Source organism: uncultured Nostoc sp. (genome assembly GCF_964245575.1).
In the GTDB taxonomy this organism is placed as follows: domain Bacteria; phylum Cyanobacteriota; class Cyanobacteriia; order Cyanobacteriales; family Nostocaceae; genus Nostoc.
Genome location: NZ_CAXTNP010000123.1, coordinates 1,947 through 22,870, shown reverse-complemented (window position 1 = coordinate 22,870; position 20,924 = coordinate 1,947). Strand labels below are relative to the sequence as shown.

Here is a 20,924-nt window from a genome sequence, read left to right as displayed (position 1 = left end):
ATTGGGGATTGGGGATTGGGGATTGGTCAATAGTTCTGCTTCCACTGCTTTCCCTGCTTCCCCTGCTCGCTGCTATCTCAATTTACCGATTGGCAACTCGCATCAATAAGAATAGACCTATCCCCAGAAAAACAAAGTTGGGCAACCAAGCCCCTACAAGGGGAGAGAGGACACCTGCTTGCGCGATCGCACCACTAATAAAGAAAATTAAGTAGTACGAAAAAATTACTACGACACTAATCCCAAAGCTGGTACCTCTGCCAGTTCGCTGGGGTATGCTTCCCATTGCTGCACCTACCAAGCCAAAAACTACACATACAAAAGGTAAGGAGATTTTTTGTTGAATCCGCACTTCGAGTTTACGAATTTTTTGGCGATCGCCACCAAGAAGTTCTACTTGTAGTTGATCTAGTGCTTCAGAAATATTCATCTCACCATAGTCCCGACTTTTTTCTGCCAGACTTAATGGCGTGCGCGGTAGTTGCAGTTGTTGGTGTTCAAATCTGACGATGTTGCGATAAGAGCGATCGGCAGCGACAAAATAGATAGTACCGTTGTAAAAATCCCAGACATTTTGAGAAGGATTCCACTGGGCAGATTCTGATACCACAATTTGATTCAGATTTTTTGTTGAACGATCTATAATCGTCAAACCTGACATCCGCTTACCATCAAATTGGTCGGCGTAAAACAAGCGTGTCAATATCCTATTTTTAGAGCCATCCGGCTGTGTAACATCCTGGTATTCAGGATAGAAAATATTTTGCTGTTTAAAAGTTGGCTTATCTGATTTGAGGGCTTTATCCAGAGTCATCGCCGCTTGGTAATTTGCTGCTGGTGCAATTTGTTCGTTAAACACAAATGTCATTCCTGTTACCACAAGACTTAACATCACAGCAGTTAGTACTATGCGATAGACACTCACCCCACAACCACGCAGGGCAATTAGTTCGCTCTCGCTAGAAAGACGACTGTAAGTCATCAAAGTAGCCAGCAGCGTAGACATGGGGAAGGCTAAAACAATAAAGTTGGGAAACTTTAACAAGAAAACCTGAATGGCAATGTCTATGGGTAGCCCAGATTCTACAATTTTTCTGACTAAATCAAATACAGCATCAATGGTAACGCCAATTGAAGAAAAAGCTCCGACACCAAAGAAAAACGGCGCTAACAATTCGCTAGCAAGGTAACGATCCATGATCGTAAAAGGCAGCAGCGAATGGAGGTTGTAGAAAGACGTAAGTTTCTTTGATATCATGACTAGCTGGAAAATTTAAATATTAGCAACCCTGGCGAAACAAAGGATATCTACTGTATTTAGCATTAAAAATTAATTTTAAATACCTGAAAATTAACTAATAAATTCATGTTTAAAAATTAAAAACAGCCTTTGAAATTATTAACTAAATAATGATTAATTTAGACTTGAAAATTATTACCTAAATAATATTGCCGCACCAGGGAGTTGCCGTAGAGTTCGTCAGCAGCGCCAAAAGCGAGAATTTGTCCCTCGCGCATTATATAGGCGCGATCGGTGATGGCTAGGGTTTCGCGGACATTATGATCTGTAATTAAGATTCCCATACCGCGATCGCGCAGTTGTGCGACAATTTGCTGAATTTCTGAGACTGCGATCGGATCAACTCCTGCAAATGGTTCATCCAAAAGTAAAAATTTTGGCCCTTCTTTTCCCGCAGCTAAAGACCTTGCTAATTCCGTTCGCCGTCGCTCACCACCAGAAAGTTGAATTCCTTTGCTATTGGCTAATTTTTCCAACCGAAACTCCCGCAGTAAAGTTATGAGTCGTCTTGACCACTCCCATCGTGGCACATTCGTTTGCTCTAGCACCAACAGAATATTATCCTCTACCGAGAGTTGGCGAAAAACACTTGGTTCTTGTGCTAAATAGCCAATACCTAGTTGCGCCCTTTTGTGCATTGGCATTCCCGTAACGTCTAGATTACCCAGCCAAACTTTTCCTTGATTGGGTTTTTCTAAACCTGTGGCAATGTAAAATGTCGTTGTTTTACCAGCCCCATTGGGGCCTAGTAAACCAACGACTTCGCCCTGAGCAACAGAAAGATTGACACGATTGACAATTACTCGCTTGCCGTAAGATTTGTGAATATTCTCTAAAACAATTTTCATCTAACCCTCCAAGAGACCCCCACTAAACTGAGTACAGTGGTGGGTCGTTTACTGTTCGTGCCTTTTCTTGATGGTAGATGCTAATTAGAACGCTTGAATGCTGGTGTTTGTGGAGCAGGTGTTGCAGTTTGCCCATCATTATCTGATTCCTGAATCATGTAGATGGACTCTACCTGACGGTTGGATTGGGGTAAGGCAACAAATCGCCCTTCGTCGATTAAATAGGTTACCTTCTCCGCCCGGATACTGTTACCGCCCTGTTGTAAAATATAGACGTTCCCACTGAAATCAATTCGGCGTTCCTTGCTAAAGTACTGTGCTTGGGCAGATGTTGCCTGAAGTTGGCGAGAAGGATACAACATTTGCACATTACCGCGAGCAGTGATTACTTGGTTTTTCGCGTCATATTCTTGCACATCAGCGCGGATAGTCAGGGGGCGATTGTCTCTAGATGTTTGTGCAGTAGCGGTTTGCAGTTGGGTAGGGAAGACAAAAGCGCCCAAGAGTGCAGCTGGCAGCATTAAAGCTAATCCAAAGCGACGCATCTGGGATATAGGCAATTGATAGCAGGGCATCATAGCAATTAGGGATTCAGGATTTCAGCTTGCATTCTAATTATCTCAAGTACTTTATCCAGATATGAAATATACAATCTGGAGTGATTTCCGATAACTACTGGCTGAAATAGTGACGCTACCCCCAACCTCAAGGTTTCAGATAATTGGCATCTGAGTGAAAATGAGGTAGGCACAATACCCTGCTTTAAGCCGCTTTGCGTCTAGATAAATTGTGGCTACCAAGGATTTCAGGCAACGCATAATTAATTCACCAGATGTCTAATCAGTAGACAGCACGATTTTAGGCAAAGATAAGACTTGATTTTCACCCAAATCACCAGATGTAATCAAGTCTTGCCCTATTTGTTGTAATGTCGTCAACAATACTGCGCTCTGACTCAATAGCTCATCTACGTCAACGCCGCCGTAGCTACATGGGTAACGGCGTAAGCGATTGCTGCCTTCTCCCAGTAGAATAACTGCACCTCGCCAGTTCCGATTCTCCAAATGATACAGTGCCACAGAAATTTGGAGAATGCCTTGATAAAAGGTTTTTTCCGGTTCGCCAGCTTCAATCCACAAAGCCTCTAAAGTGTCATGACAGGCGTAAAACTGTCCAGAATTGAACTGTTCTACACCTTGCCAAAACTCTTGGGGGATGGTTTCGCTCATCCCATGCTGTCTCGTACTTCTTTAATTGTTTGGAGAGAGATGTCTTGTTTTTCTCCAGCAAACTCGTTGTCAGGGGTGAGGAACAACATGCAATGGCACTCTTTGCGTTCTCTCATTGGCACACAGGGACAGTTCCAATATGTGGCGTGAACCTCAGCCTCTTTATCTTCGTAATGGCGACAGGGACATAAAGGCGCACCTAGATCGTCTTTATGTTTGGCTAGTCCTTCAATCACAACTGCGGTGACAGAAGGTTCAGAACAGAAGTATGTTCCAGTACGCTTGGCGTATTGTTCAGAAAAATGCCGCATTGCCTCTAGGCTTTTATCGCTGGATTTTGTGTTATTTTCTGATGTGATCATGTCGCTCATAATTTAAATATTTCTTTGCATTGTACCTCAGCCTCATGTGGGGATTACGGGTGTATTTCCCCAACCTTACGCGTTCAAGTTGTTTTATCTTTGCTCAAAGGCTGATATGTCTTGTGTGCTGGGATCAGACAAAATCTAGGAAATCACAGAAGCTTAACTTCTAGGCTAATCAAAATTCAAATTGCATTTTGAGGCAGAATTTCAAATAATTCGTAATTCGTAACGACGCTCTCTAGGAGACGCTCTTGCTAGCTTGCTTCCCCGTAGGGGTACGCGGACTCGCTTTGCGTGACACTAACGTAATTAAGTTTTGTAACGGAGATTTAGACCCCGCCTAACATACTTACCGAAGAGTTAGTTGCTATAAAACTTAAACCCCCAGAATTTGTTAAAAGTCAAGAGGTTGATTTATTCTCATCAACAAACGGCGCTGTGATGCGTCTAGACAAACATGCCAAGGGCGATCCTTTGCTCAGACTGATTTATATATTTTATTTTGCTGAATTCTCTTTATTATAACTTTATGAGACTTGATGAAATTAGTAAGTAATAACACTTATTTTTTAATTTAATGTATATTCTAAAACATGTAACAAAAAAAGCAGAAACTTATCGAGAGTTACAACTACTATATGAGTATTTCAACTGTTGCAAAAAAGTTATCGACTGCTGCGATCACAACAACAGTCATTGTTGTGGGAATAGGAGCAGTAGCACAAGCAACTGTTTTAACATTTGATGATATAGCGCCTATTTCATATTTGGATCAGATTCCTAACGGTTACGGTGGATTTAATTGGAATAATTTTAACTACGTAAATGGCTCAAGTCCTCTAGTTACACTTACAGGCGATGACAATGGTAGAGTTTCAGGAGACTATGTGGCTTTCAACGGATTTGGAAACCCAGCCCTAGTAAGTGATAGTGTTTTTGACTTCAACAGTGCTTACCTATCAGCTACTTGGAATAATGGTCTTTCGGTTACTGTAGAAGGTTTAAAGAGCGGTGCAACCTTGTATTCAAAAACTGTGGTTGTAGATACGACACAGCCAACTTTAGTTAATTTTGATTATTTTGGTGTTGATGAATTAAAGTTTACGTCCTTTGGTGGAGTTGAGCCAGATTATCTTGTAAAGACGCATGGTAGCGGGACACAGTTTGCGCTAGATAACTTTACCTTTAATGAAAAAGCTACATCTGTTCCCGAACCTACATTGCTACCAGCGCTACTATCAATAGCTGCTTTAAGTGGTGGTTCAGTATTAAGACGTAAACAGCTAAAGCAAAGTTAACTCAAACCTTGCACTTTGCCCAAAGGACTAGAAGTAGCGGCTATACAAACAAAAGCTACACCTCTGTGGCTAAAAGCTTTAAAATCTTTAGAGGTAGGTTTTGTTCGTATAGCCTTTCTAGGACGTCGTTTTTTGCCGAAAGTATTGATTAATACGAATTTAATGTTTTTTGCAGTTGAGGTTGCAGTGCGCGATCGCTTTGCAAAACTATACCAGGGTGTTCCCAATTAATTACCTCTTGTTCTGCTGGTGAGGAAATATTTGGCCACAAAACCCAGCGACTGCCTTGAGGAAGAGTAGCAAGGCTCAGGGAGTTTTGAGTCAGCCAAATCAAAGGGTAGCTTTTAGGAACTACTGAACTGGCATCTTCTAGGGCTGTGGTTGCTGCTAAGGTTTCTAAGACAAAACGCTCACCTTTAATTAAATCTGTTGATGCTGTCCATAGTTGCACCTGTAATTGCTGTTGCTGTGCATAAAAGTACAGGGAAGCTACGGCAATTACTGCTTGTTCAAAGTTTTCTTCTTCCCAATTGCTAGCACTATCGAGGGCAATAACTATTTCTTGTCCACCTGTGACCATTTCTAACTCCCGCACCCTTAATTCTCCATAGCGGGCGCTAGTCCGCCAGTGAATCAGACGGGTGGGATCTCCGATACGGTAGGGACGGAGCGATCGCACCAGCCCCGTTGTTGCTGTCTGCAAGGGTCTACCACGAGGATCGCCCCTTTTACTCTCTTCTTGCCCCATTTCATCCACTAAGGGGCAGGTAGCCAGGGGTAACACTGTGGGATAAACGATCGCTGTGGCAGCACAATCACGCTGACGGCGACACCAAAACAATCCCAAAGGCGCACCAGAACCCAGTTCGACTGTATGCCAGCGATAAATGCCCCGGCGCTGGGTAGGGTGGTAATATACCCAACGGTAACTACCTTGGCTAGGAATTGTCTCAATTGCCTTTTGTATTGGTTTCCCTAAGACGAAGGGTAATATATCCTCAACTTGCAATAAGCTTACAGGCTGCTGTGTGTGATTGCGGATTTCTAATTCCACAGTCAGATCGTCGCCTGCTGACGCAGCTTGAATAGGACGGCGGGTGATGGATAGACCTGTGAGCGATCGCGGCGGTAAGATGGCAGCTACACCCAAAAGGGCAAAACTGATACCGCTAATGGCGTACAGCCAACCAGCCATCGTATTGATACCTGCGCCAAAAAAACAAATAGCTGTTGCTGCTAGTACCCAACCGCCGTATGCAGGGGCACTGGCGCGGGTTTCTAACCAATTGGTGATGGGTTTGATGATTTTCATGTTTCTTTTTTAACCCAACACCTCCCTAAATTCACAGTGTCTCACGGGTTCGCTAAAAAAAGCATAATAGTAGTATTTATGAAGCGTCAAGCAATTTGAAGCGTGCTAAATTCAGGGGGCGATCGCACTATGTATCATTAAAATATGGAATGAAGGTGGAAGATTCTTTGATGCAGTTAGTCAGTCGGGAGCATATTGAAATCTCTTCTGATGTGCAAAGTGGGAAGCCCCGGATTGCTGATACCCGCATTGCTGTAGAGGAAGTGGCGATGATGCATTTAAAGCTAGGATATTCCTTGATAGAGATTGCTAGCAAGTATGACCTTTCACTGGCATCTGTTTATGCAGCAATGGCTTTTATCAAAGTGCGGTTGATTTTGTGAAAATTAAAACCGATTTAACTATTTTTATAGAAAAGTGTCCTTACACTCTTGTTCAATTATTAGATGAAAATTATTTACCTTAAATATATCAGTCTTATCTGATTTTTGTGAAATAAAGCAGTACCGAGAGATGATGTCTAAGACGGGCTATTCGGCGTCGCACTGTAAATCTATGCTATGGTTTGGCGATCGCTTTCTGTAAAAATCCCTGCTGACTAGCGATGTCTACGACAGGCTACGTCTACACCTTAAATATCTCGACGAAATGCCCTAATAGCTTCTCCAGCATCAGTCTCAGCCATCAAAATGTAGCGTCTCAGTAAATCCAAATTCAGGTCATTGAGTCCGGGTAGTTGGCTGCGCTCAACGCATTCATAGCTGCCGTCATGCAGATGATAGACTGTTAACAGCCCATCTTCCCAAAACCAGACTTCCAGTACTCCCAAAGCTTTATAGCGCTCTAACTTGCTGATACCACCACTGGTAAAAACGACTTCGATGGACAAATCTGGAATCGGTTTAGCGCTGCCAATACAGTAAGACTCGTCTGTTTGAACTGAGACAACCCCTTCTTTTTCCTGCGTCATTGATCGAGTTGGCTGAAAGAAAATGCCTTTTTCGACAAGAAAGGTTGTCACTAAATAACCGATGATACTTGCAAAAATTTCATGTTCGCGTCCCGGCATGAGAATCTCGATTGTATCGTCATAGTAAAACAGTCGCACACCAGGAGAACCGTCAAAACCCTTTTGGATGAACTTGAACTGTTCCCACGTCCCATAATGGACAATGCGTTGGTCAGTAGTTCGGTCAAGTAGTGGAGGCATCGCGTTCACCTCTAGCAATCCCTGCCTGAATTGTGACATACTCTTTGCCAGCATGACTATGCATAGGCTTTAAAAATAATTGATTTGTTTTCAATCGCTCCTTGATGATTTGCTGCATTGCGACGCCGAATAGCCCGTCGTAGACATCGCTTTGTGTGAAAATATGCCAAGGAGGAATCGCACTGTAAATCTCTGCTATAGTTTGGCGATCGCTTTCTGTAAGAATGCTTACTGACTAGCGATCTGCTTCTACCAATAACTTGACTATCTAACGTTACGCGACGTTGATTATGCTGATTCTAGATGAGTGACCGGAATTTGTTCGGTTCTTTCAGGGAGTTTCGCTCCAGTTGCAACAGCATGAACCGCATGAAGAATATCGGCACAATAGTAGCGATTACCACAGGTATCACAAACACCAATCGTCACATCTTCGAGGATGACAAATCCATCTCTATGTTTGAATGCCTCGCGCTTGACAATTCGAGGTTGAACAGTTCCTTTGCAATACTCGCATCTATATCCATACATAAGGCTAGCCTTGGGCTTCAGTGACTTCATAAACAGTGATAATCAAATAGCGTCCGTTGCTTGCGAAACGCCCAACAATCCCAACAGGCGTTTCTTGATCTAATGCAGTTCCTACTACTATATATTTTGTTCCTCTTGGGTCATCTTTTTCAACTCGAACCAGAGGCTTTGCAAACGCATCACTGCGATTTTATAAGCATTGTACTGAGGCTGAGTGCGTTCGCGTAGCGTGCCGTAGGCAATCAACTAAACACAATAAGACTCCTGCATCGCACAGGATCATAGCTCTAGCCCTTGTTGCCGATATTTATTGAGTAGGAGTTGCTGATAGTTGCTGACTGGTTCAGGTGGAGATACCTCTAGGGAATCCACAGCCTCGAACCATTGTGACCATTTTCCCACAAGCGGTTCATCAGGCTGACTGTCAGCAATTTTAACTTGATGTTTGTAGATAACAAAATCAATGAAATCGGTCACTTCTTGCAGAAGTGGTTCAGAAAGTTGCTGCAATTTTGCGATCGCAGTTTCACGAATAGTCATGGGAATAATCCTTTTTCAGTCCTCTTCATTTTTACTCAAGGATTTGACTAAATGCACGGCAAGGGCGATCGCTTTCTGTAAGAATGCCTACTGGTTAGCGATCGCCCTTGGCTTGTGTCGTTATGGTAATTAATGGGCGATCGCCTTTTACTGCTCACCTTTCAAATGCCCTTCAAGCTTGTATCGTATATGATAGGGGAATTTAGCCTCTCTGCCAGAATCTATGCTTAATCTTGATTACACCAATCTTGTCCAAATCATCCAGCCTTATAAGATTCCAGGACGTGAAGAAGCTAGTGCGTTTTTAAGTTGGTTCTTAGTGAATATATACAGATTAAACGTTATTGAAGTTCAGAATATAGTTTGTGACGGACGTGGAGACAAGGGTATTGATGGAATTTATATTAATGACAATGAAGAATCTATAGATATTTTTCAATCCAAGACAGTTCAAAATTCTAATAAAACTTTGGGAGATACGCCTGGTCAACGTATAGCTATAGAAAATACACTTGCTGGACAGATTCTACTTGCATTTGACTTAAAGCGACCTTCAGATGTTCAAAGATATAGTAAGATTTTTGATGATTTACACCATGAGATTTTTGCTCGACCAGAAGTAACTGGAGGAAGAATTGTAGTTTTATTTGATTTATATAAAGCAATAGAACAAGATTTGGTAAAAATTGAACCTCCACTATTTGGTGGTTATCAAATAACTAAGTTTTTTCTTCTTTACCTTCTTTCAGAGGTTTTATCAGAAGATGAAGTTGGAAAAGCTTTTTGCAAAAAGCCTGAAAATTTTTCCAAAAGTCCTAGCGAGAAGGCAAATCTTCTTAAATGTATCCATATCATTATGGGAGATATAGTTATCGATCTCAATGCAGAATTTAAGGAAGCAGGTGGGGAAAACTTTGACTTTAAAGGAACTTTCAAAGCTCCAAATCTTCTACGTAGTCTGGCAAATAAAGTAATTACTTCTCATAAAAAACTTATTGCGCGTGACCGTGTTGACTCATTTTCTAAGTTGTGGAATACATTAGTGAATCAGAACAGCCAAAAAATATAACTTAGGTGAATTCTAGTAATAAAATTACCATAGTCGTTGGTTTCGACTTCGCTCAACCAACTGAGTAATCGAGAGTTGAGCGAAGTCGAAACTCGTCAACATAGGTATTTTTTTCATCAGAAATCACCTTAGTAGGGCTTGACTCAAGTGATCGCACCTCATTCAGAAACTCCTAACTACACCTTAATTAAAGGCTCACAGCTACTTGATTATATTCCATAGATAGTAAAACAAAAAGCCCGCTGATGCGGGCTTTTTAAATCAATTAGATAACTTTACTTACCGTTTCGCCAACTTCTTCGACATCTTCCGCAGACGAATCGATTGGGGCGTAACTTCCACCAATTCATCGGACCCAATGTATTCCAAAGCACGTTCTAAGCTCATGTCTATTGGTGCTTGCAGTTGCACTAATTCATCGCTACCAGCAGCGCGGTGATTGGTTAACTGCTTGGTCTTACAAATATTCAGTTCCAAATCTTGGGGACGATTGTGTTCTCCCACAATCATGCCTCTGTAAACCCTTGTGCCAGGAGTAATAAAGAATGCTCCTCTATCTTCGGCGTTTCTCATAGCGTAGAAGGTAGAAACACCTTCTTCAAAGGAGATTAAAACGCCTTTATTACGGGCTTCAATGTCGCCACTGAGTTGACGGTAGTCTAAGAAGCTGTGGTTCATGATGCCTTCGCCACGAGTCATCCGCATGAATTCACCCCGGAAACCAATCAATCCACGAGCGGGTATCACAAACTCTAGTTGGGTGCGATCGCCACTACCTGGTTGCATATCTTGCATTTCGCCTTTGCGTTGTCCCAGGCGTTCAATACAGCTACCCACACCATCAATAGGAATGTCTAACACCAAGAGTTCATAAGGTTCACAAGGGTGTCCGTTGACTTCACGGTAAATAACCTGTGGCTGAGATACCTGAAACTCGAATCCTTCCCGGCGCATGGTTTCAATTAAGATACCTAAGTGGAGTTCTCCCCGACCGGAAACCAGGAATTTATCCGGAGAATCCGTTTCTTCAACGCGTAAAGCCACGTTGGTTTCAAGTTCGCGGAATAGGCGATCGCGCACTTGTCGTGAAGTCACCAACTTGCCTTCTTGACCAGCAAAGGGCGAATCATTCACACAGAAGGTCATTTGCAAGGTTGGTTCATCCACTTTAATTAGTGGTAAAGCTTGCGGTTCATTGGGGTCAGTAATCGTTTCCCCAATATAAGCATCAGCGAAACCAGCCACCGCGACAATATAACCTGCGGTTGCTTCTTCCAGGTCTACGCGCTTGAGTCCTTCAAAGCCCATCAACTTGCTAATTTTACCCTTGACAATAGTACCATCTTCTGTAACTAAAGCCGCTTGCTGTCCTGAGCGGATAGTACCGTTGTGAATTCTGCCAATAACAATCCGTCCCAGATATTCAGAATAATCTAGAGTTGTGACTTGCAATTGCAGAGGCTTATTGCTGTCGCCCACTGGTGATGGAACGTGTTGCAGAATTGCGTTAAAAAGAGGTTGCATATCTACCGATTCTGCTTCCAAACTTTCTTTGGCAAAACCTGCCATACCGGAGGCAAACAGATAGGTAAAATCACACTGGTCTTCATCTGCCCCTAATTCCAAGAACAGATCCAATACTTTATCGACAGCAACGTGGGGGTCAGCTTGACCACGGTCGATTTTGTTGATCACAACGATGGGGCGCAGACCCTTTTCTAAAGCTTTTTTGAGTACAAAGCGTGTTTGGGGCATGGGGCCTTCGTTGGCATCGACAATCAGAAGACATCCGTCAACCATGCCCAGTACTCGTTCGACTTCGCCACCAAAGTCAGCGTGTCCAGGAGTATCAACAATATTAATTAGTGTTTCTTTGTAGCGAACTGCTGTATTTTTGGACAGGATAGTAATACCCCGTTCCCGTTCTAGGGCGTTGGAGTCCATAACGCAATCCGGAACGTCTTCGCCTTCGCGGAAAATGCCGGATTGTTTGAGGAGTGCGTCAACCAGGGTGGTTTTGCCGTGGTCAACGTGGGCGATAATGGCGACGTTGCGAATTGGGAGCGTCATAGAAGCTTTTGGTGAACTCTAGAGGGGGTTATAAGATTTACATTTGAATGCTAGGCTGTTTTAACAGAATTGGGGATGATCGGCATATTCTGTAAAGAACCTTTAACAATTCTAGCGTAATCGTCACAATTGCGGTGAGGTTTGTCAAGGCTGCATTGCGATCGCCTGAGTAAACGTCACCCTAAAAGGGGTTCGGAAATATTGAGACTTGATGCCGAAGTTTGCCTACCTTTAACTAGTTGCTGTGAGCAACTGGTCTAGTTAATTGAGATGATAGCTGGATTTACGCCGTCCTGTAGTAGTAAATTGATTCCCAATAGTAAAATTGTACTAAAGTAGGAAGTGTAAGTGACCCTTAAAAATAGCTAAGATAGTTAACCAGTCTTAATTTGTGAGTCTGATTATGATTGATTGTCTAAATGTGGCTCGCTACTTCATCGTCAGAGCTTATGAAGACAGTATAGAAGCAGAAATGACGAACATGAAGGTTCAAAAGCTTCTGTACTACGCGCAAAGTTTACATTTGGCGATGTATGATGAGCCATTGTTTGAAGAAGAAATACAAGCATGGCGCTATGGCCCTATTTGTCCTCCGGCTTACAGGTTTTATAGTGAATTTGAAGCTAAACAATTACCTATTCCTAGTCAAGAATTCCTGTTAGAGATACCTGAGGATAAGAGACAACTTCTAGAAGAAGTATGGGAATATTTTGGTGGCTACCATGCTTATCAACTTAGTGGTATGACCCACTTGGAGTTTCCTTGGAAAAAGGTGCGTAAAGGTTTACTAGCTAAAGCTAGCTCAACTAAGGCAATTCTTCTTGAAGACTTGAAAGCATTGGGACACCAGAAACTAGACTAAATAGAGCATAACCATCCGGCCTATCAATTCGTAATGCAGGAAATTTTAAAGGACGCTTGTACTTCGGAATCATCAACTCGTATTCGTAAAGGAGAAGTGCGTGACTGGCTCAACTCCCTTCTCGATTGAAAAATCCGATAATTTCAAGCGTTCTTTCAAAAAACTCGCAAAAGCCTATAGGTCGGATTTTGTTGAGTGTATCGTAGAAGTTTTGGAAGATTTAATTGAAGATCAAAATCCCATTAATTCTCGTAACGAACCTTTACCTAGAAAAATTGAATTACCTCAAGGATGGTCATTTCACAAGCTAGAGTTGAAGGTATCCAAAGGCGCTTCGGGACAAATTAGATGAATGTATTTAGTCAAGTCAATACAATTGATTGTGTAATCAAGCTTGTGTGGATTTATAGCCACGAGCAATTTGAAAAACGCCCTACAGATGTGGATTTAAAGAGCGTTCTTAAAGAAATCTTAGATTATTAATATTTTATCCGCCTGGGGATAGAATGCAGATTTAAATATTATCTATCTAAAAGTATAAGAACATAAATTGTCACGAAAATTTATGTTTATCTACCCTGAGTTGTGAGAGCGATCGCTCAAAAGAAAGATGGAATCTCCCTAATCTCTGTGTCAAGGTTATATCAAGTAAGAATTACGAACACTTTGCCGAGGAGAACACGGATGGTAGCTACTTTAGATGATACGAAGCGTAATGCTATTGCTGTAAAATTGGCAAGTCTTAAAGCACTCCAACAGTTGGTCATTGAAAATGAGCAATCACTTTTGAAAGAAGGACTTGATGCAGAAATTGCTGATCGCATCCGGAATTTCATAAATGATGATCAAAAAAACCTTGGTGTTTTAGAAACCGTAATTGGTCAGTATGGCATTCAGGCTGAACCTAAAAAAACTGTTACACAATTCATTGAAAAAGCTCAGGAATTGTTCAAAGGTTCTGAGTTGAGCCTGTATGAAAAAGTATCTCAGCATGAATTGCTGAAACATCAATTAGTAATGAGTGGCTTGATAGTTCACAAGGCTGCTCAAAAAGTTGGTGCTGACATTTTGCTAGCGATCGCGCCTTTGAATACCATTAACTTTGAGAACCGCGCTCACCAAGAGCAACTCAAAGGCATTCTGGAGATTCTGGGTGTCCGTGAACTTACTGGACAAGATGCAGATCAAGGAATTTGGGCACGTGTTCAAGACGCTATGGCCGCAGTCAGTGGTGTAGTAGGTAGTGCTGTTACCCAAAACAGCGATAAAAAGGATCTGAATATCCAGGATGTGATCCGCCTTGATCACAGCAAGGTAAATACCCTATTTACCGAACTCCTGCAAAGCGACAATCCACAGAAGATCCAAGAGTACTTCGGTCAAATTTATAAGGATCTAACTGCTCACGCTGAAGCTGAAGAGGAAGTAGTATATCCAAAAGTACGTCCTTTCTATGGTCAAGATAACACCCAAGAACTGTTTGACGAGCAAGCTGAAATGAAGCGGGTATTAGATCAAATTAAGGCTATCAGCCCTTCTTCATCTGAATTCAAAGATCAAGTTACACAGCTTATGAAAGCTGTTGGCGACCATATTCGTCAAGAAGAAAGCACAATGTTTGCTGCCATTCGCAACAATTTGAGTACTGAGCAAAGTGAACAACTTGCTACTGAATTCAAAGCCGCTAAGACGCGAATTCAAGAGAAATTGGGCGTAGTTACCGAATCTAACGTGTAGGATTTTCGGACTTTCTATATCCGCTAAAAAAGGTTAGTTAAACAAAAACTCCCAGCACATAAATAAGCGCTGGGAGTTTTTGTTTACAAATTTTGCTGACAGTATTTATAAGCAGTGTATGCCATAGTTACAACACCGGTGATAATGGCAGATTCATCGACTTCAAATTGGGGATGGTGTAATGGGTGGTTAATGATTCTGTCTTTGTAGCCTACACCCAAGCGAAACATAGAACCAGGGACGTGTTCCAAATAAATAGAAAAATCTTCAGATCCAAGGGAGGATTCGGGTAAGACTTGAACGCGATCGCTACTCCAAGCTTCTTCTGCGGCTGATTGCAACAATTGCGTCAAGGTGTAATCATTTTGGACGCTGGGTACACCCTGGCGATAATTGACTTGATACTTTGCCCCATAGGTATGGCAAACATTAGATACAATGTTTTCAATCCAATTCGGGAGATGGGCACGGGTTTCGGGATGGAGCGATCGCACAGTTCCCAATAACTGCACTTTATCCGCAATTACATTCGGCGCTCTGCCACCATTAAATTTCCCTATGCTCAAGACTACAGGACGCAAAGGATTTTGTGTCCGGCTGATGGCTTGTTGCAATGCAGTAATGACTTGGCAAGCAATCCAAATCGCATCAATCGCCTCATGGGGACGCGCCCCGTGCCCAGATTCTCCCATAATCAGAATCTCTAAATCATCAGCCGCGGCTGTCAATGCCCCGTAACGCACACCAATAGATCCTGCGGGGATAGAAGGGAAAACATGAACCCCTAATAAAGCCGAGACGTTTTCCATCGCCCCATCTTTCACCATCCAGCTTGCCCCTTGAGCAATTTCCTCGGCTGGCTGAAATAAAAACCGCACTTTCCCACCCAACTCTTCTGTCATTTGGGACAGCACCATCGCTGTTCCTAACCCTACAGTGGTGTGGACATCGTGACCACAAGCGTGCATAATACCCTCTGCACGAGAAGCATATTCCAAATTGGTGCCTTCTTGAATTGGCAAGGCATCCATATCTGTGCGAATTGCCAATAAACGGTCATTTTGGCTAGTGCCTCGCAGTTCTCCAATGACGCCCGTTTTCCCAACTCCCTCTTGTACGTGCAGACCACTGGAAGACAAAACACCAGCCACGAAAGCTGCTGTTTGGTACTCCTGACCGCTGAGTTCTGGGTGAGAGTGGATGTGGCGGCGAATTTCAATTAAGCGGGGCGCTAGTTTTGCTGCTAAGTCTTTAATACGGGTAAGCATCGATTTAATTAATCTACAGGCTTTTTTCCCATGATAAAGAAATGTTAACAAACAAAATGCTTTTGGTATACAAGGATGGTTGAGAACAAGCAGAGGAGGCAGAGGAAGAATTAATAACCAATGCCCCATACTTCTCTTCTTAGGCTGCGCCCTAAGCGTAGCTATGCCGCAGGCTTTACGGCAAAGCTCAGTACAAGTGTCCAATGCCCAATACTTCGACTTACCTCGGCTTACTTCGACTACGGTTCCATCGAGCGAAGTCGAGATGCTCAGTACAAGTCGCTACCTCGGCTTCGCTCGGCACAAGTCGGCACAAGTCGCAGTTCGACTGCGCTCACCGTAAACTCAGTACAAGTGCCTAATGCCCCAATTTATTTTGAGTAGCAGGTTGTGCCTCGAGTATTTTCGGGTTTAAACTCGTTACATTCTCTGGGATTTTGACGCTCTAACGACCAGCCATAAGGTTTGTCGGAGGTGACGACACCATTAGCCATAGTTGTTAGTCGGAAGTTAGCCCCCCGAAAATTGGTAAACTGCAATTTGGCATCTTTTAAGTTTGCTGCTTCCAAATTGGCGCTGATGAAACCGGCATAAGACAGATCGGCATTTTCCAGAGATGCTGATTTCAAATTTGCACCTGTTAAAGAAGCACCACTGAGATTAACCGAATTCAAAACCGCACCTTCTAAATTTGCACCAGTAAGATCGGCATTCGTAAGATTAGCTTGAGATAATGTAGCACCACTCAAGTCAGCTCCTCGCAAATTTGCTCCAGTTAGATTCAGTTGAGTTAGGTCAGCACCACTCAAATTACACCGGGGACAGGCACTTCTTGCCTTCAACTGATCCAAATCTAGTTGATTTAATGCAAGGGCCTGCTCTGCAAACCCAAAACAAGCTAACAAGGCAACGGTAGCGACAATCTTGAGTTTCATATTTTTTACAGATATCCACAAAAATGACAAGTGACGCATATTGCGTATTGTCATACTTACATATACCGCCTCCCTAAGGAACAACAGGGATGAAGCATTGATTAAGAAGCTGTAAAAATACTATAAATTCTAATGGTAAGACTACTCAAACTGAAATATAGGCTATAGAATCGATTCGTAAGCAACTATACCGAACCTCTTATAGACTACTAAATATGTGATCCCCCTAGCTCGATGAAAAACACGACTAGGGGGATCTTGTTTTTGGACATTGGGAAAAGAGAAGGCTTTACGCTGCGCTATGGCTACCGCTACGCTAACGCCAGTTCCTTTATGCCGGGTAACCCGTCCACTGGAATGGCTCAACGCTTTGCGTCTACGTTAAAAAAATTGACTTTGACAAAAGTTTTAGCCTTAACCTGAGCCTCTGAAATTTCTTTCTGGGTGGGCGATGATGCTAATCGAGAATGCTGCAAAATCTCAGTTTTTGCGGACTTTTGTATTATTGTTTATTGTAGTTGCAAACGGCTGTTTACCAGGACAATAAACTGTTACATTTTCATTGCATTTACAGGCAATTGATTTTTTTCGTTCTTGTTGCTCTTATAGTAGAAATAGTTATCTTGCCAAAAGAGTATCATATTGTACAAAACTTCTTGATATTGCCTATAAGTATTAACTTGCCTGAAAAAGTTTAGACAAAATGCCAGCATTCCAGAAATTTGATTGCTATATTAGATTAAATAACTATTCTGGCAAGGATTTAAAAGCTGTGCGGGATGATTTACAGGGCTTGGAAATTAGTCAGGATGAACTGCAAAAGCTGACTAATTTACCTGTCAATGATCAAATTATAATTATTACAAATCCTCTAAAAAAATTAGCAAAATTATATATTCAGAAAATTCAAAGCTCGGAAGGAGCAACTGTAATTTTTATTGGGTTTGCTACATTTGTTTTTGGCTATCTTTTTTTTGATATATTTATAAAAATATTTGTAACATGGATAACAATTCCATCCTGGCTATTATTAATGTTCTTAGTCTTATGGATTGGCGGTTTAACACAAACTGTCTTATATTTAATATGGAAAAGTAGAAGTAAAATTGTCAAGCTTAATATGACAAACTCTCTGCAAATCCTGTTAACCGATGTTGAAAGATATAATACTGTTATTAGAGCAATAGATATCAACGATAAAATAGAAGAAGCTGGTAATCCAGAAGTGCTTATAAAGCAAAGAGCAAGTGTTATCGAAGCACTAAAACTCACAAAATCAGATTTAGTTCGCGCTTTGAAGACAGAAAGAATTTTGAGAGAAAATAAGAGCTTTATCCTTAGTAATACAGAGCTGTTCGTTAACAATTTAGCAACTTTAACAGCCATGCAAGTAAATGAACAGGCTACTGAGCATGGAAGGTTACTCAATGAAGCATTACAGATTGCATTAGATGTACAACACGAAATGAAAAGATTACAGACTCAGCGTTAAGGTAATTCGTAATGACGCTCGCAGACACGAGAAAGCGCGTCGCTAACGTAATTCGTAATGATGCTTTCTAGGATACGCTGCACTAAGGTAATTAAGTTTTGTAATAGAGATTTAGAAAGCACTCCTGAATTCACTCAGTACTCAGTAAGAGTTGGAAAAAGCGTAGATGGTTCCGATAACTCCATAGACGCTGCTGGGTGGGTTGACTTCCAACCTACTCGCCAGATATCCTCAATGGCTTTTTCCATAATCCTTCCCACGGTTGCGATCGCCGATCTAACATAAAGAAGATATAAGAAAGCGATCGCTTATCGGCATGGACTGGAAAGAAGTCAGAGGCAACTGGGTAATCATTCCCCGAAATCCCATAGGTATCATCCATTTTTTAGGAGGTGCATTTGTCGCAACTGCACCGCACATCACTTATCGCTGGTTACTGGAACAATTGGCAAGTAAGGGTTATGTTGTAATTGCTACGCCTTTCGTCAACACCTTGGATCATACTGCGATCGCAAAATCTGTGCTGCTAAACTTTGACCGCACCCTCGAACGTCTACAAGATTCTGGGGCATTACGCAAGCTTTACTACCCAATCTACGGCATTGGGCACAGTATGGGCTGTAAACTTCACTTGCTGATTGGTAGCCTCTTTAAAGTAGAACGCGCAGGCAATATTTTAATATCCTTCAACAACTATGCCGCTAAAGAAGCTATCCCCTTAGTAGAACAATTCAATTCTACTTTTGCGATTGAGTTTACCCCCTCGCCATTAGAAACCAACCAGCTTGTCCAAGAGCGTTACGACATCAGGCGCAATTTATTAATAAAATTTAGCAATGACACCATTGACCAATCCGCAGCTTTAACCAAAATCTTACAAGAACGCTTTGATCAAATGGTGACAACACAAACGTTACCAGGAACTCACACAACACCACTAGGTCAAGACATTAAATGGCAAACTGGAACATCTTTCACCCCCTTTGATGCCTTAGGGCAATGGTTCAAACAAGAAGCATACCGCGACTTGAACCAACTAAAAAATACTATCCTCTTATGGGTGAACCCTCTTGCACCCCCATAATGTTTTATGACTTTTTAATAGTCATGAATTCGACGGAAAAATAAAAATGAGTTAGTAGTATAAATATACATATACTACTAAATCCTTAGCCCGTAAACTATTTTTATTTTCTATTTTTACAGCAATTTATTAATTAGTGTTTATTAGAATTGTCTATGTTTCAAATATTAGTAATTGATGATGATTATTCAATAAAAATACTTCTGAAAAGGATGTTGGAAAAACAGGGTTATGAGGTAGTGACTGCCAGTAGCGGTGAGGAAGGGATAGAAAAGGCACTAGCTTACCGTCCAGCACTAATTATTTGTGATTGGATCATGCCGGGGTTAACTGGTCTGGAAGTCTGCCACCACATTAAGAAAGATCCCAAATTTTCCACCACATTCTTTATTTTATTAACATCCTTAGATTCGGTTGCCGATTGCGTCAAAGGTCTAGATGCTGGTGCTGATGATTTTATTTCTAAACCTATCGAGCATAATGAATTACAAGCACGGGTAAGAGCGGGATTACGTCTTCATCAGTTGAGTAGAGATTTGCAGGCTCAAAAGTTGCTTTTAGAATCAGAAATGTCAGAAGCCGCAGAATATGTGCGATCGCTACTGCCTTTTTCCATGACTGAACCCTTCAATATAAATTTCCGATTCATTCCCTCGCGGCAACTCGGCGGTGACTGTTTCGATTACTATTGGCTCGATGATGATTGTCTGGCAATTTACTTACTTGATACTGCCGGACATGGACTCAAAGCTACTCTTCCCTCTGTTTCAGTGCTGAATCTGCTGCGTTCCCGTGCGCTCAAAAGCCTAAATTATTATCAACCTAGTGATGTGTTGAAGGCTTTGAATGATACCTTTCAGATGAATTATCAAAATGACAAATACTTTACGATTTGGTACGGAGTTTACAACCGAACCAACGGCCAGTTAATTTATGCTAGTGCAGGTCATCCACCAGCAGTTTTAGTAACTGGCACATCTCCAAGAAAGTCTGAAGTTCAACTCTTGAAAACCCCTGGTATGCCAGTTGGGATGTTTCCAGAAGCAAAATATGTTGATGAATTTTGCAATATTGAAAAATTCAGTACTCTTTACATTTTTAGTGATGGTGCTTATGAAATCACTAAATCAGATGGTACACTTTGGAGTTTAGATGCTTTTATTCAGCTACTAGTTAGCTTACAAAATCCGGTTGATTGCCAACTCGATCGCGTACTGAGTTATTTAATCGCTCTGAACTCCAAAGATGCTTTTGATGATGATTTATCTATCTTGCAAATTAAGTTTGATTCATTAAGTCTTTGAGACTAAAACCTGATTAAATGCGTCTTGGCTAGGAAATATTTCAAATACTTTATCCATATTAGTCAGTTCAAATAATATCCTGACTTGCTCATTAATTGAGCATAGAACAAGCTTAATATCTGCTGCCCGCAAGGTTTTAAAAGCTAATACTAAAGCCCCCAAACCTGAACTATCCATAAATGTTACATCTTGGAAATCAACTAACACAATTTTTGTACCCACTTTTAAACTTTCAGTAATATTTTGTCGAAAGTCTTGTGAAGTTGTGGCGTTTAAATTCCCGGTGAGCTTAATAATTTGCACTTGTTCTATCATAATTATGTTATGCTGATTTTTGTAAATGATGCTCTGATTTTGCTATTATATACCCATCATATATAATTTAAAAATGCTTCAAAAAAAATCATAGTTTGCTGCTGAATGTTTTTTGATAAGTAATCCCAAAATAATTAAAGAAAAACTATAAATAT

26 protein-coding genes are annotated in these 20,924 nt (G+C 41.6%); 13 read left to right on the top strand and 13 right to left on the bottom strand.

Annotation, left to right across the window (positions count from 1 at the left end):
• Positions 1-82 precede the first annotated feature (82 nt).
• The 5 genes from ACFFAP_RS19920 to ACFFAP_RS19900 all read right to left on the bottom strand — a co-directional run bounded on the left by ACFFAP_RS19920 (position 83) and on the right by ACFFAP_RS19900 (position 3,739).
• A complete protein-coding gene (locus ACFFAP_RS19920) occupies positions 83-1,198 on the bottom strand; it encodes an LptF/LptG family permease (protein WP_375512826.1) in 1,116 nt (371 codons plus the stop codon).
• Between the two features lie 221 nt (positions 1,199-1,419).
• The gene (lptB, locus tag ACFFAP_RS19915) at positions 1,420-2,148 is read right to left on the bottom strand and encodes an LPS export ABC transporter ATP-binding protein (RefSeq protein ID WP_375512825.1); all 729 of its coding nucleotides are present in this window, start codon (positions 2,146-2,148) and stop codon (positions 1,420-1,422) included.
• 80 nt (positions 2,149-2,228) lie between these two features.
• The gene (locus tag ACFFAP_RS19910) at positions 2,229-2,726 is read right to left on the bottom strand and encodes an LptA/OstA family protein (RefSeq protein WP_375512824.1); all 498 of its coding nucleotides are present in this window, start codon (positions 2,724-2,726) and stop codon (positions 2,229-2,231) included.
• A gap of 258 nt (positions 2,727-2,984) precedes the next feature.
• Complete coding sequence (locus ACFFAP_RS19905) at positions 2,985-3,377, bottom strand: DUF309 domain-containing protein (protein WP_375512823.1); 393 nt, start codon at positions 3,375-3,377, stop codon at positions 2,985-2,987.
• Positions 3,374-3,739, bottom strand: coding sequence for a ferredoxin thioredoxin reductase catalytic beta subunit (locus ACFFAP_RS19900; RefSeq protein ID WP_375512831.1), 366 nt, complete (start codon positions 3,737-3,739; stop codon positions 3,374-3,376). Before ACFFAP_RS19900 ends, ACFFAP_RS19905 begins: the two co-directional genes overlap by 4 nt.
• 641 nt (positions 3,740-4,380) lie before the next feature.
• On the opposite strand from ACFFAP_RS19900, the gene ACFFAP_RS19895 reads away from it, so the two are divergent.
• On the top strand, positions 4,381-5,040 hold the full coding sequence (locus tag ACFFAP_RS19895; RefSeq protein WP_375512822.1) for a PEP-CTERM sorting domain-containing protein: 660 nt from the start codon (positions 4,381-4,383) through the stop codon (positions 5,038-5,040).
• Between the two features lie 148 nt (positions 5,041-5,188).
• Here ACFFAP_RS19895 and ACFFAP_RS19890 read toward each other — a convergent pair whose 3' ends face one another.
• Positions 5,189-6,352, bottom strand: coding sequence for a DUF58 domain-containing protein (locus ACFFAP_RS19890; protein WP_375512821.1), 1,164 nt, complete (start codon positions 6,350-6,352; stop codon positions 5,189-5,191).
• A 95-nt stretch (positions 6,353-6,447) separates the two neighbouring features.
• Here ACFFAP_RS19890 and ACFFAP_RS19885 point away from each other — a divergent pair, with 95 nt between their 5' ends.
• The gene (locus ACFFAP_RS19885; RefSeq protein WP_375512820.1) at positions 6,448-6,735 is read left to right on the top strand and encodes a DUF433 domain-containing protein; all 288 of its coding nucleotides are present in this window, start codon (positions 6,448-6,450) and stop codon (positions 6,733-6,735) included.
• Entirely contained in the window at positions 6,732-6,818 is an 87-nt protein-coding gene (locus tag ACFFAP_RS19880; RefSeq protein ID WP_375512830.1) for a hypothetical protein, read from the top strand. The genes ACFFAP_RS19885 and ACFFAP_RS19880 overlap by 4 nt, the downstream gene beginning before the upstream one ends.
• A gap of 165 nt (positions 6,819-6,983) precedes the next feature.
• Here the strand turns inward: ACFFAP_RS19880 and ACFFAP_RS19875 are convergent, their stop codons facing one another.
• From ACFFAP_RS19875 to ACFFAP_RS19865, 3 genes are all read right to left on the bottom strand, one after another.
• Complete coding sequence (locus tag ACFFAP_RS19875) at positions 6,984-7,601, bottom strand: Uma2 family endonuclease (RefSeq protein WP_375512819.1); 618 nt, start codon at positions 7,599-7,601, stop codon at positions 6,984-6,986.
• A 249-nt stretch (positions 7,602-7,850) separates the two neighbouring features.
• Positions 7,851-8,093, bottom strand: coding sequence for a YgiT-type zinc finger protein (locus tag ACFFAP_RS19870; protein ID WP_375512818.1), 243 nt, complete (start codon positions 8,091-8,093; stop codon positions 7,851-7,853).
• A 279-nt stretch (positions 8,094-8,372) separates the two neighbouring features.
• Positions 8,373-8,633: a DUF2281 domain-containing protein gene (locus ACFFAP_RS19865; RefSeq protein ID WP_375512817.1), complete on the bottom strand. Its 261-nt coding sequence runs from the start codon at positions 8,631-8,633 to the stop codon at positions 8,373-8,375.
• On the opposite strand from ACFFAP_RS19865, the gene ACFFAP_RS19860 reads away from it, so the two are divergent.
• Together ACFFAP_RS19860 and ACFFAP_RS19855 are read left to right on the top strand one after the other, a co-directional pair.
• Positions 8,632-8,766: a hypothetical protein gene (locus tag ACFFAP_RS19860; RefSeq protein WP_375512816.1), complete on the top strand. Its 135-nt coding sequence runs from the start codon at positions 8,632-8,634 to the stop codon at positions 8,764-8,766. The genes ACFFAP_RS19865 and ACFFAP_RS19860 overlap by 2 nt on opposite strands.
• A 90-nt stretch (positions 8,767-8,856) precedes the next feature.
• Positions 8,857-9,702, top strand: a complete 846-nt coding sequence (locus ACFFAP_RS19855) for a hypothetical protein (RefSeq protein WP_375512815.1) — start codon at positions 8,857-8,859, stop codon at positions 9,700-9,702.
• 279 nt (positions 9,703-9,981) lie between these two features.
• Here the strand turns inward: ACFFAP_RS19855 and typA are convergent, their stop codons facing one another.
• Positions 9,982-11,772: a translational GTPase TypA gene (typA, locus tag ACFFAP_RS19850; RefSeq protein WP_375512814.1), complete on the bottom strand. Its 1,791-nt coding sequence runs from the start codon at positions 11,770-11,772 to the stop codon at positions 9,982-9,984.
• Between the two features lie 403 nt (positions 11,773-12,175).
• Between typA and ACFFAP_RS19845 the strand changes: the two genes are divergently transcribed.
• The 3 genes from ACFFAP_RS19845 (at position 12,176) to ACFFAP_RS19835 (ending at position 14,371) form a co-directional block, all read left to right on the top strand.
• Positions 12,176-12,634 carry a Panacea domain-containing protein gene (locus ACFFAP_RS19845; RefSeq protein ID WP_375512813.1) on the top strand — a complete coding sequence of 153 codons (459 nt, stop codon included), beginning with the start codon at positions 12,176-12,178 and terminating at the stop codon, positions 12,632-12,634.
• Between the two features lie 100 nt (positions 12,635-12,734).
• Positions 12,735-12,986 (top strand): hypothetical protein, encoded by a 252-nt coding sequence (locus tag ACFFAP_RS19840; protein ID WP_375512812.1) that lies wholly within the window; start codon positions 12,735-12,737, stop codon positions 12,984-12,986.
• Between the two features lie 332 nt (positions 12,987-13,318).
• Complete coding sequence (locus ACFFAP_RS19835) at positions 13,319-14,371, top strand: hemerythrin domain-containing protein (protein WP_375512811.1); 1,053 nt, start codon at positions 13,319-13,321, stop codon at positions 14,369-14,371.
• Positions 14,372-14,454: 83 nt separating this feature from the next.
• On the opposite strand, the gene ACFFAP_RS19830 is transcribed toward ACFFAP_RS19835, so the two are convergent.
• Entirely contained in the window at positions 14,455-15,639 is a 1,185-nt protein-coding gene (locus tag ACFFAP_RS19830) for a M20 family metallopeptidase (RefSeq protein WP_375512829.1), read from the bottom strand.
• A gap of 120 nt (positions 15,640-15,759) precedes the next feature.
• On the opposite strand from ACFFAP_RS19830, the gene ACFFAP_RS19825 reads away from it, so the two are divergent.
• Positions 15,760-16,023: a hypothetical protein gene (locus ACFFAP_RS19825; RefSeq protein ID WP_375512810.1), complete on the top strand. Its 264-nt coding sequence runs from the start codon at positions 15,760-15,762 to the stop codon at positions 16,021-16,023.
• Here the strand turns inward: ACFFAP_RS19825 and ACFFAP_RS19820 are convergent.
• Positions 16,011-16,574, bottom strand: a complete 564-nt coding sequence (locus ACFFAP_RS19820; protein WP_375512828.1) for a pentapeptide repeat-containing protein — start codon at positions 16,572-16,574, stop codon at positions 16,011-16,013. The genes ACFFAP_RS19825 and ACFFAP_RS19820 overlap by 13 nt on opposite strands.
• A 772-nt stretch (positions 16,575-17,346) precedes the next feature.
• On the opposite strand from ACFFAP_RS19820, the gene ACFFAP_RS19815 reads away from it, so the two are divergent.
• The 4 genes from ACFFAP_RS19815 (at position 17,347) to ACFFAP_RS19800 (ending at position 20,454) form a co-directional block, all read left to right on the top strand.
• Positions 17,347-18,066 (top strand): hypothetical protein, encoded by a 720-nt coding sequence (locus tag ACFFAP_RS19815; protein WP_375512827.1) that lies wholly within the window; start codon positions 17,347-17,349, stop codon positions 18,064-18,066.
• A gap of 57 nt (positions 18,067-18,123) precedes the next feature.
• Complete coding sequence (locus tag ACFFAP_RS19810) at positions 18,124-18,351, top strand: hypothetical protein (protein WP_375512809.1); 228 nt, start codon at positions 18,124-18,126, stop codon at positions 18,349-18,351.
• Between the two features lie 31 nt (positions 18,352-18,382).
• Entirely contained in the window at positions 18,383-19,150 is a 768-nt protein-coding gene (locus tag ACFFAP_RS19805; protein ID WP_375512808.1) for a DUF1350 family protein, read from the top strand.
• Positions 19,151-19,305: 155 nt separating this feature from the next.
• Positions 19,306-20,454: a PP2C family protein-serine/threonine phosphatase gene (locus tag ACFFAP_RS19800; protein WP_375512807.1), complete on the top strand. Its 1,149-nt coding sequence runs from the start codon at positions 19,306-19,308 to the stop codon at positions 20,452-20,454.
• Here the strand turns inward: ACFFAP_RS19800 and ACFFAP_RS19795 are convergent.
• Positions 20,443-20,769: an STAS domain-containing protein gene (locus ACFFAP_RS19795; protein ID WP_375512806.1), complete on the bottom strand. Its 327-nt coding sequence runs from the start codon at positions 20,767-20,769 to the stop codon at positions 20,443-20,445. The two genes, ACFFAP_RS19800 and ACFFAP_RS19795, sit on opposite strands and share 12 nt — an antisense overlap.
• Between the last annotated feature and the right edge of the window lie 155 nt (positions 20,770-20,924).

Bases quoted from the DNA above. Each gene is read 5' to 3' on its own strand.
- ACFFAP_RS19895 (WP_375512822.1), top strand. From the start codon at position 4,381: ATGAGTATTTCAACTGTTGCAAAAAAGTTATCGACTGCTGCGATCACA.
- ACFFAP_RS19890 (WP_375512821.1), bottom strand. From the start codon at position 6,352: ATGAAAATCATCAAACCCATCACCAATTGGTTAGAAACCCGCGCCAGT.
- ACFFAP_RS19900 (WP_375512831.1), bottom strand. From the start codon at position 3,739: ATGATCACATCAGAAAATAACACAAAATCCAGCGATAAAAGCCTAGAG.
- ACFFAP_RS19800 (WP_375512807.1), top strand. From the start codon at position 19,306: ATGTTTCAAATATTAGTAATTGATGATGATTATTCAATAAAAATACTT.
- ACFFAP_RS19855 (WP_375512815.1), top strand. From the start codon at position 8,857: ATGCTTAATCTTGATTACACCAATCTTGTCCAAATCATCCAGCCTTAT.
- ACFFAP_RS19865 (WP_375512817.1), bottom strand. From the start codon at position 8,633: ATGACTATTCGTGAAACTGCGATCGCAAAATTGCAGCAACTTTCTGAA.
- ACFFAP_RS19920 (WP_375512826.1), bottom strand. From the start codon at position 1,198: ATGGATCGTTACCTTGCTAGCGAATTGTTAGCGCCGTTTTTCTTTGGT.
- ACFFAP_RS19910 (WP_375512824.1), bottom strand. From the start codon at position 2,726: ATGATGCCCTGCTATCAATTGCCTATATCCCAGATGCGTCGCTTTGGA.
- ACFFAP_RS19835 (WP_375512811.1), top strand. From the start codon at position 13,319: ATGGTAGCTACTTTAGATGATACGAAGCGTAATGCTATTGCTGTAAAA.
- ACFFAP_RS19870 (WP_375512818.1), bottom strand. From the start codon at position 8,093: ATGTATGGATATAGATGCGAGTATTGCAAAGGAACTGTTCAACCTCGA.
- ACFFAP_RS19825 (WP_375512810.1), top strand. From the start codon at position 15,760: ATGCCCCATACTTCTCTTCTTAGGCTGCGCCCTAAGCGTAGCTATGCC.
- ACFFAP_RS19845 (WP_375512813.1), top strand. From the start codon at position 12,176: ATGATTGATTGTCTAAATGTGGCTCGCTACTTCATCGTCAGAGCTTAT.
- ACFFAP_RS19875 (WP_375512819.1), bottom strand. From the start codon at position 7,601: ATGTCACAATTCAGGCAGGGATTGCTAGAGGTGAACGCGATGCCTCCA.
- typA (WP_375512814.1), bottom strand. From the start codon at position 11,772: ATGACGCTCCCAATTCGCAACGTCGCCATTATCGCCCACGTTGACCAC.
- ACFFAP_RS19820 (WP_375512828.1), bottom strand. From the start codon at position 16,574: ATGAAACTCAAGATTGTCGCTACCGTTGCCTTGTTAGCTTGTTTTGGG.
- lptB (WP_375512825.1), bottom strand. From the start codon at position 2,148: ATGAAAATTGTTTTAGAGAATATTCACAAATCTTACGGCAAGCGAGTA.
- ACFFAP_RS19805 (WP_375512808.1), top strand. From the start codon at position 18,383: ATGGACTGGAAAGAAGTCAGAGGCAACTGGGTAATCATTCCCCGAAAT.
- ACFFAP_RS19810 (WP_375512809.1), top strand. From the start codon at position 18,124: ATGATGCTTTCTAGGATACGCTGCACTAAGGTAATTAAGTTTTGTAAT.
- ACFFAP_RS19860 (WP_375512816.1), top strand. From the start codon at position 8,632: ATGGGAATAATCCTTTTTCAGTCCTCTTCATTTTTACTCAAGGATTTG.
- ACFFAP_RS19830 (WP_375512829.1), bottom strand. From the start codon at position 15,639: ATGCTTACCCGTATTAAAGACTTAGCAGCAAAACTAGCGCCCCGCTTA.
- ACFFAP_RS19795 (WP_375512806.1), bottom strand. From the start codon at position 20,769: ATGATAGAACAAGTGCAAATTATTAAGCTCACCGGGAATTTAAACGCC.
- ACFFAP_RS19905 (WP_375512823.1), bottom strand. From the start codon at position 3,377: ATGAGCGAAACCATCCCCCAAGAGTTTTGGCAAGGTGTAGAACAGTTC.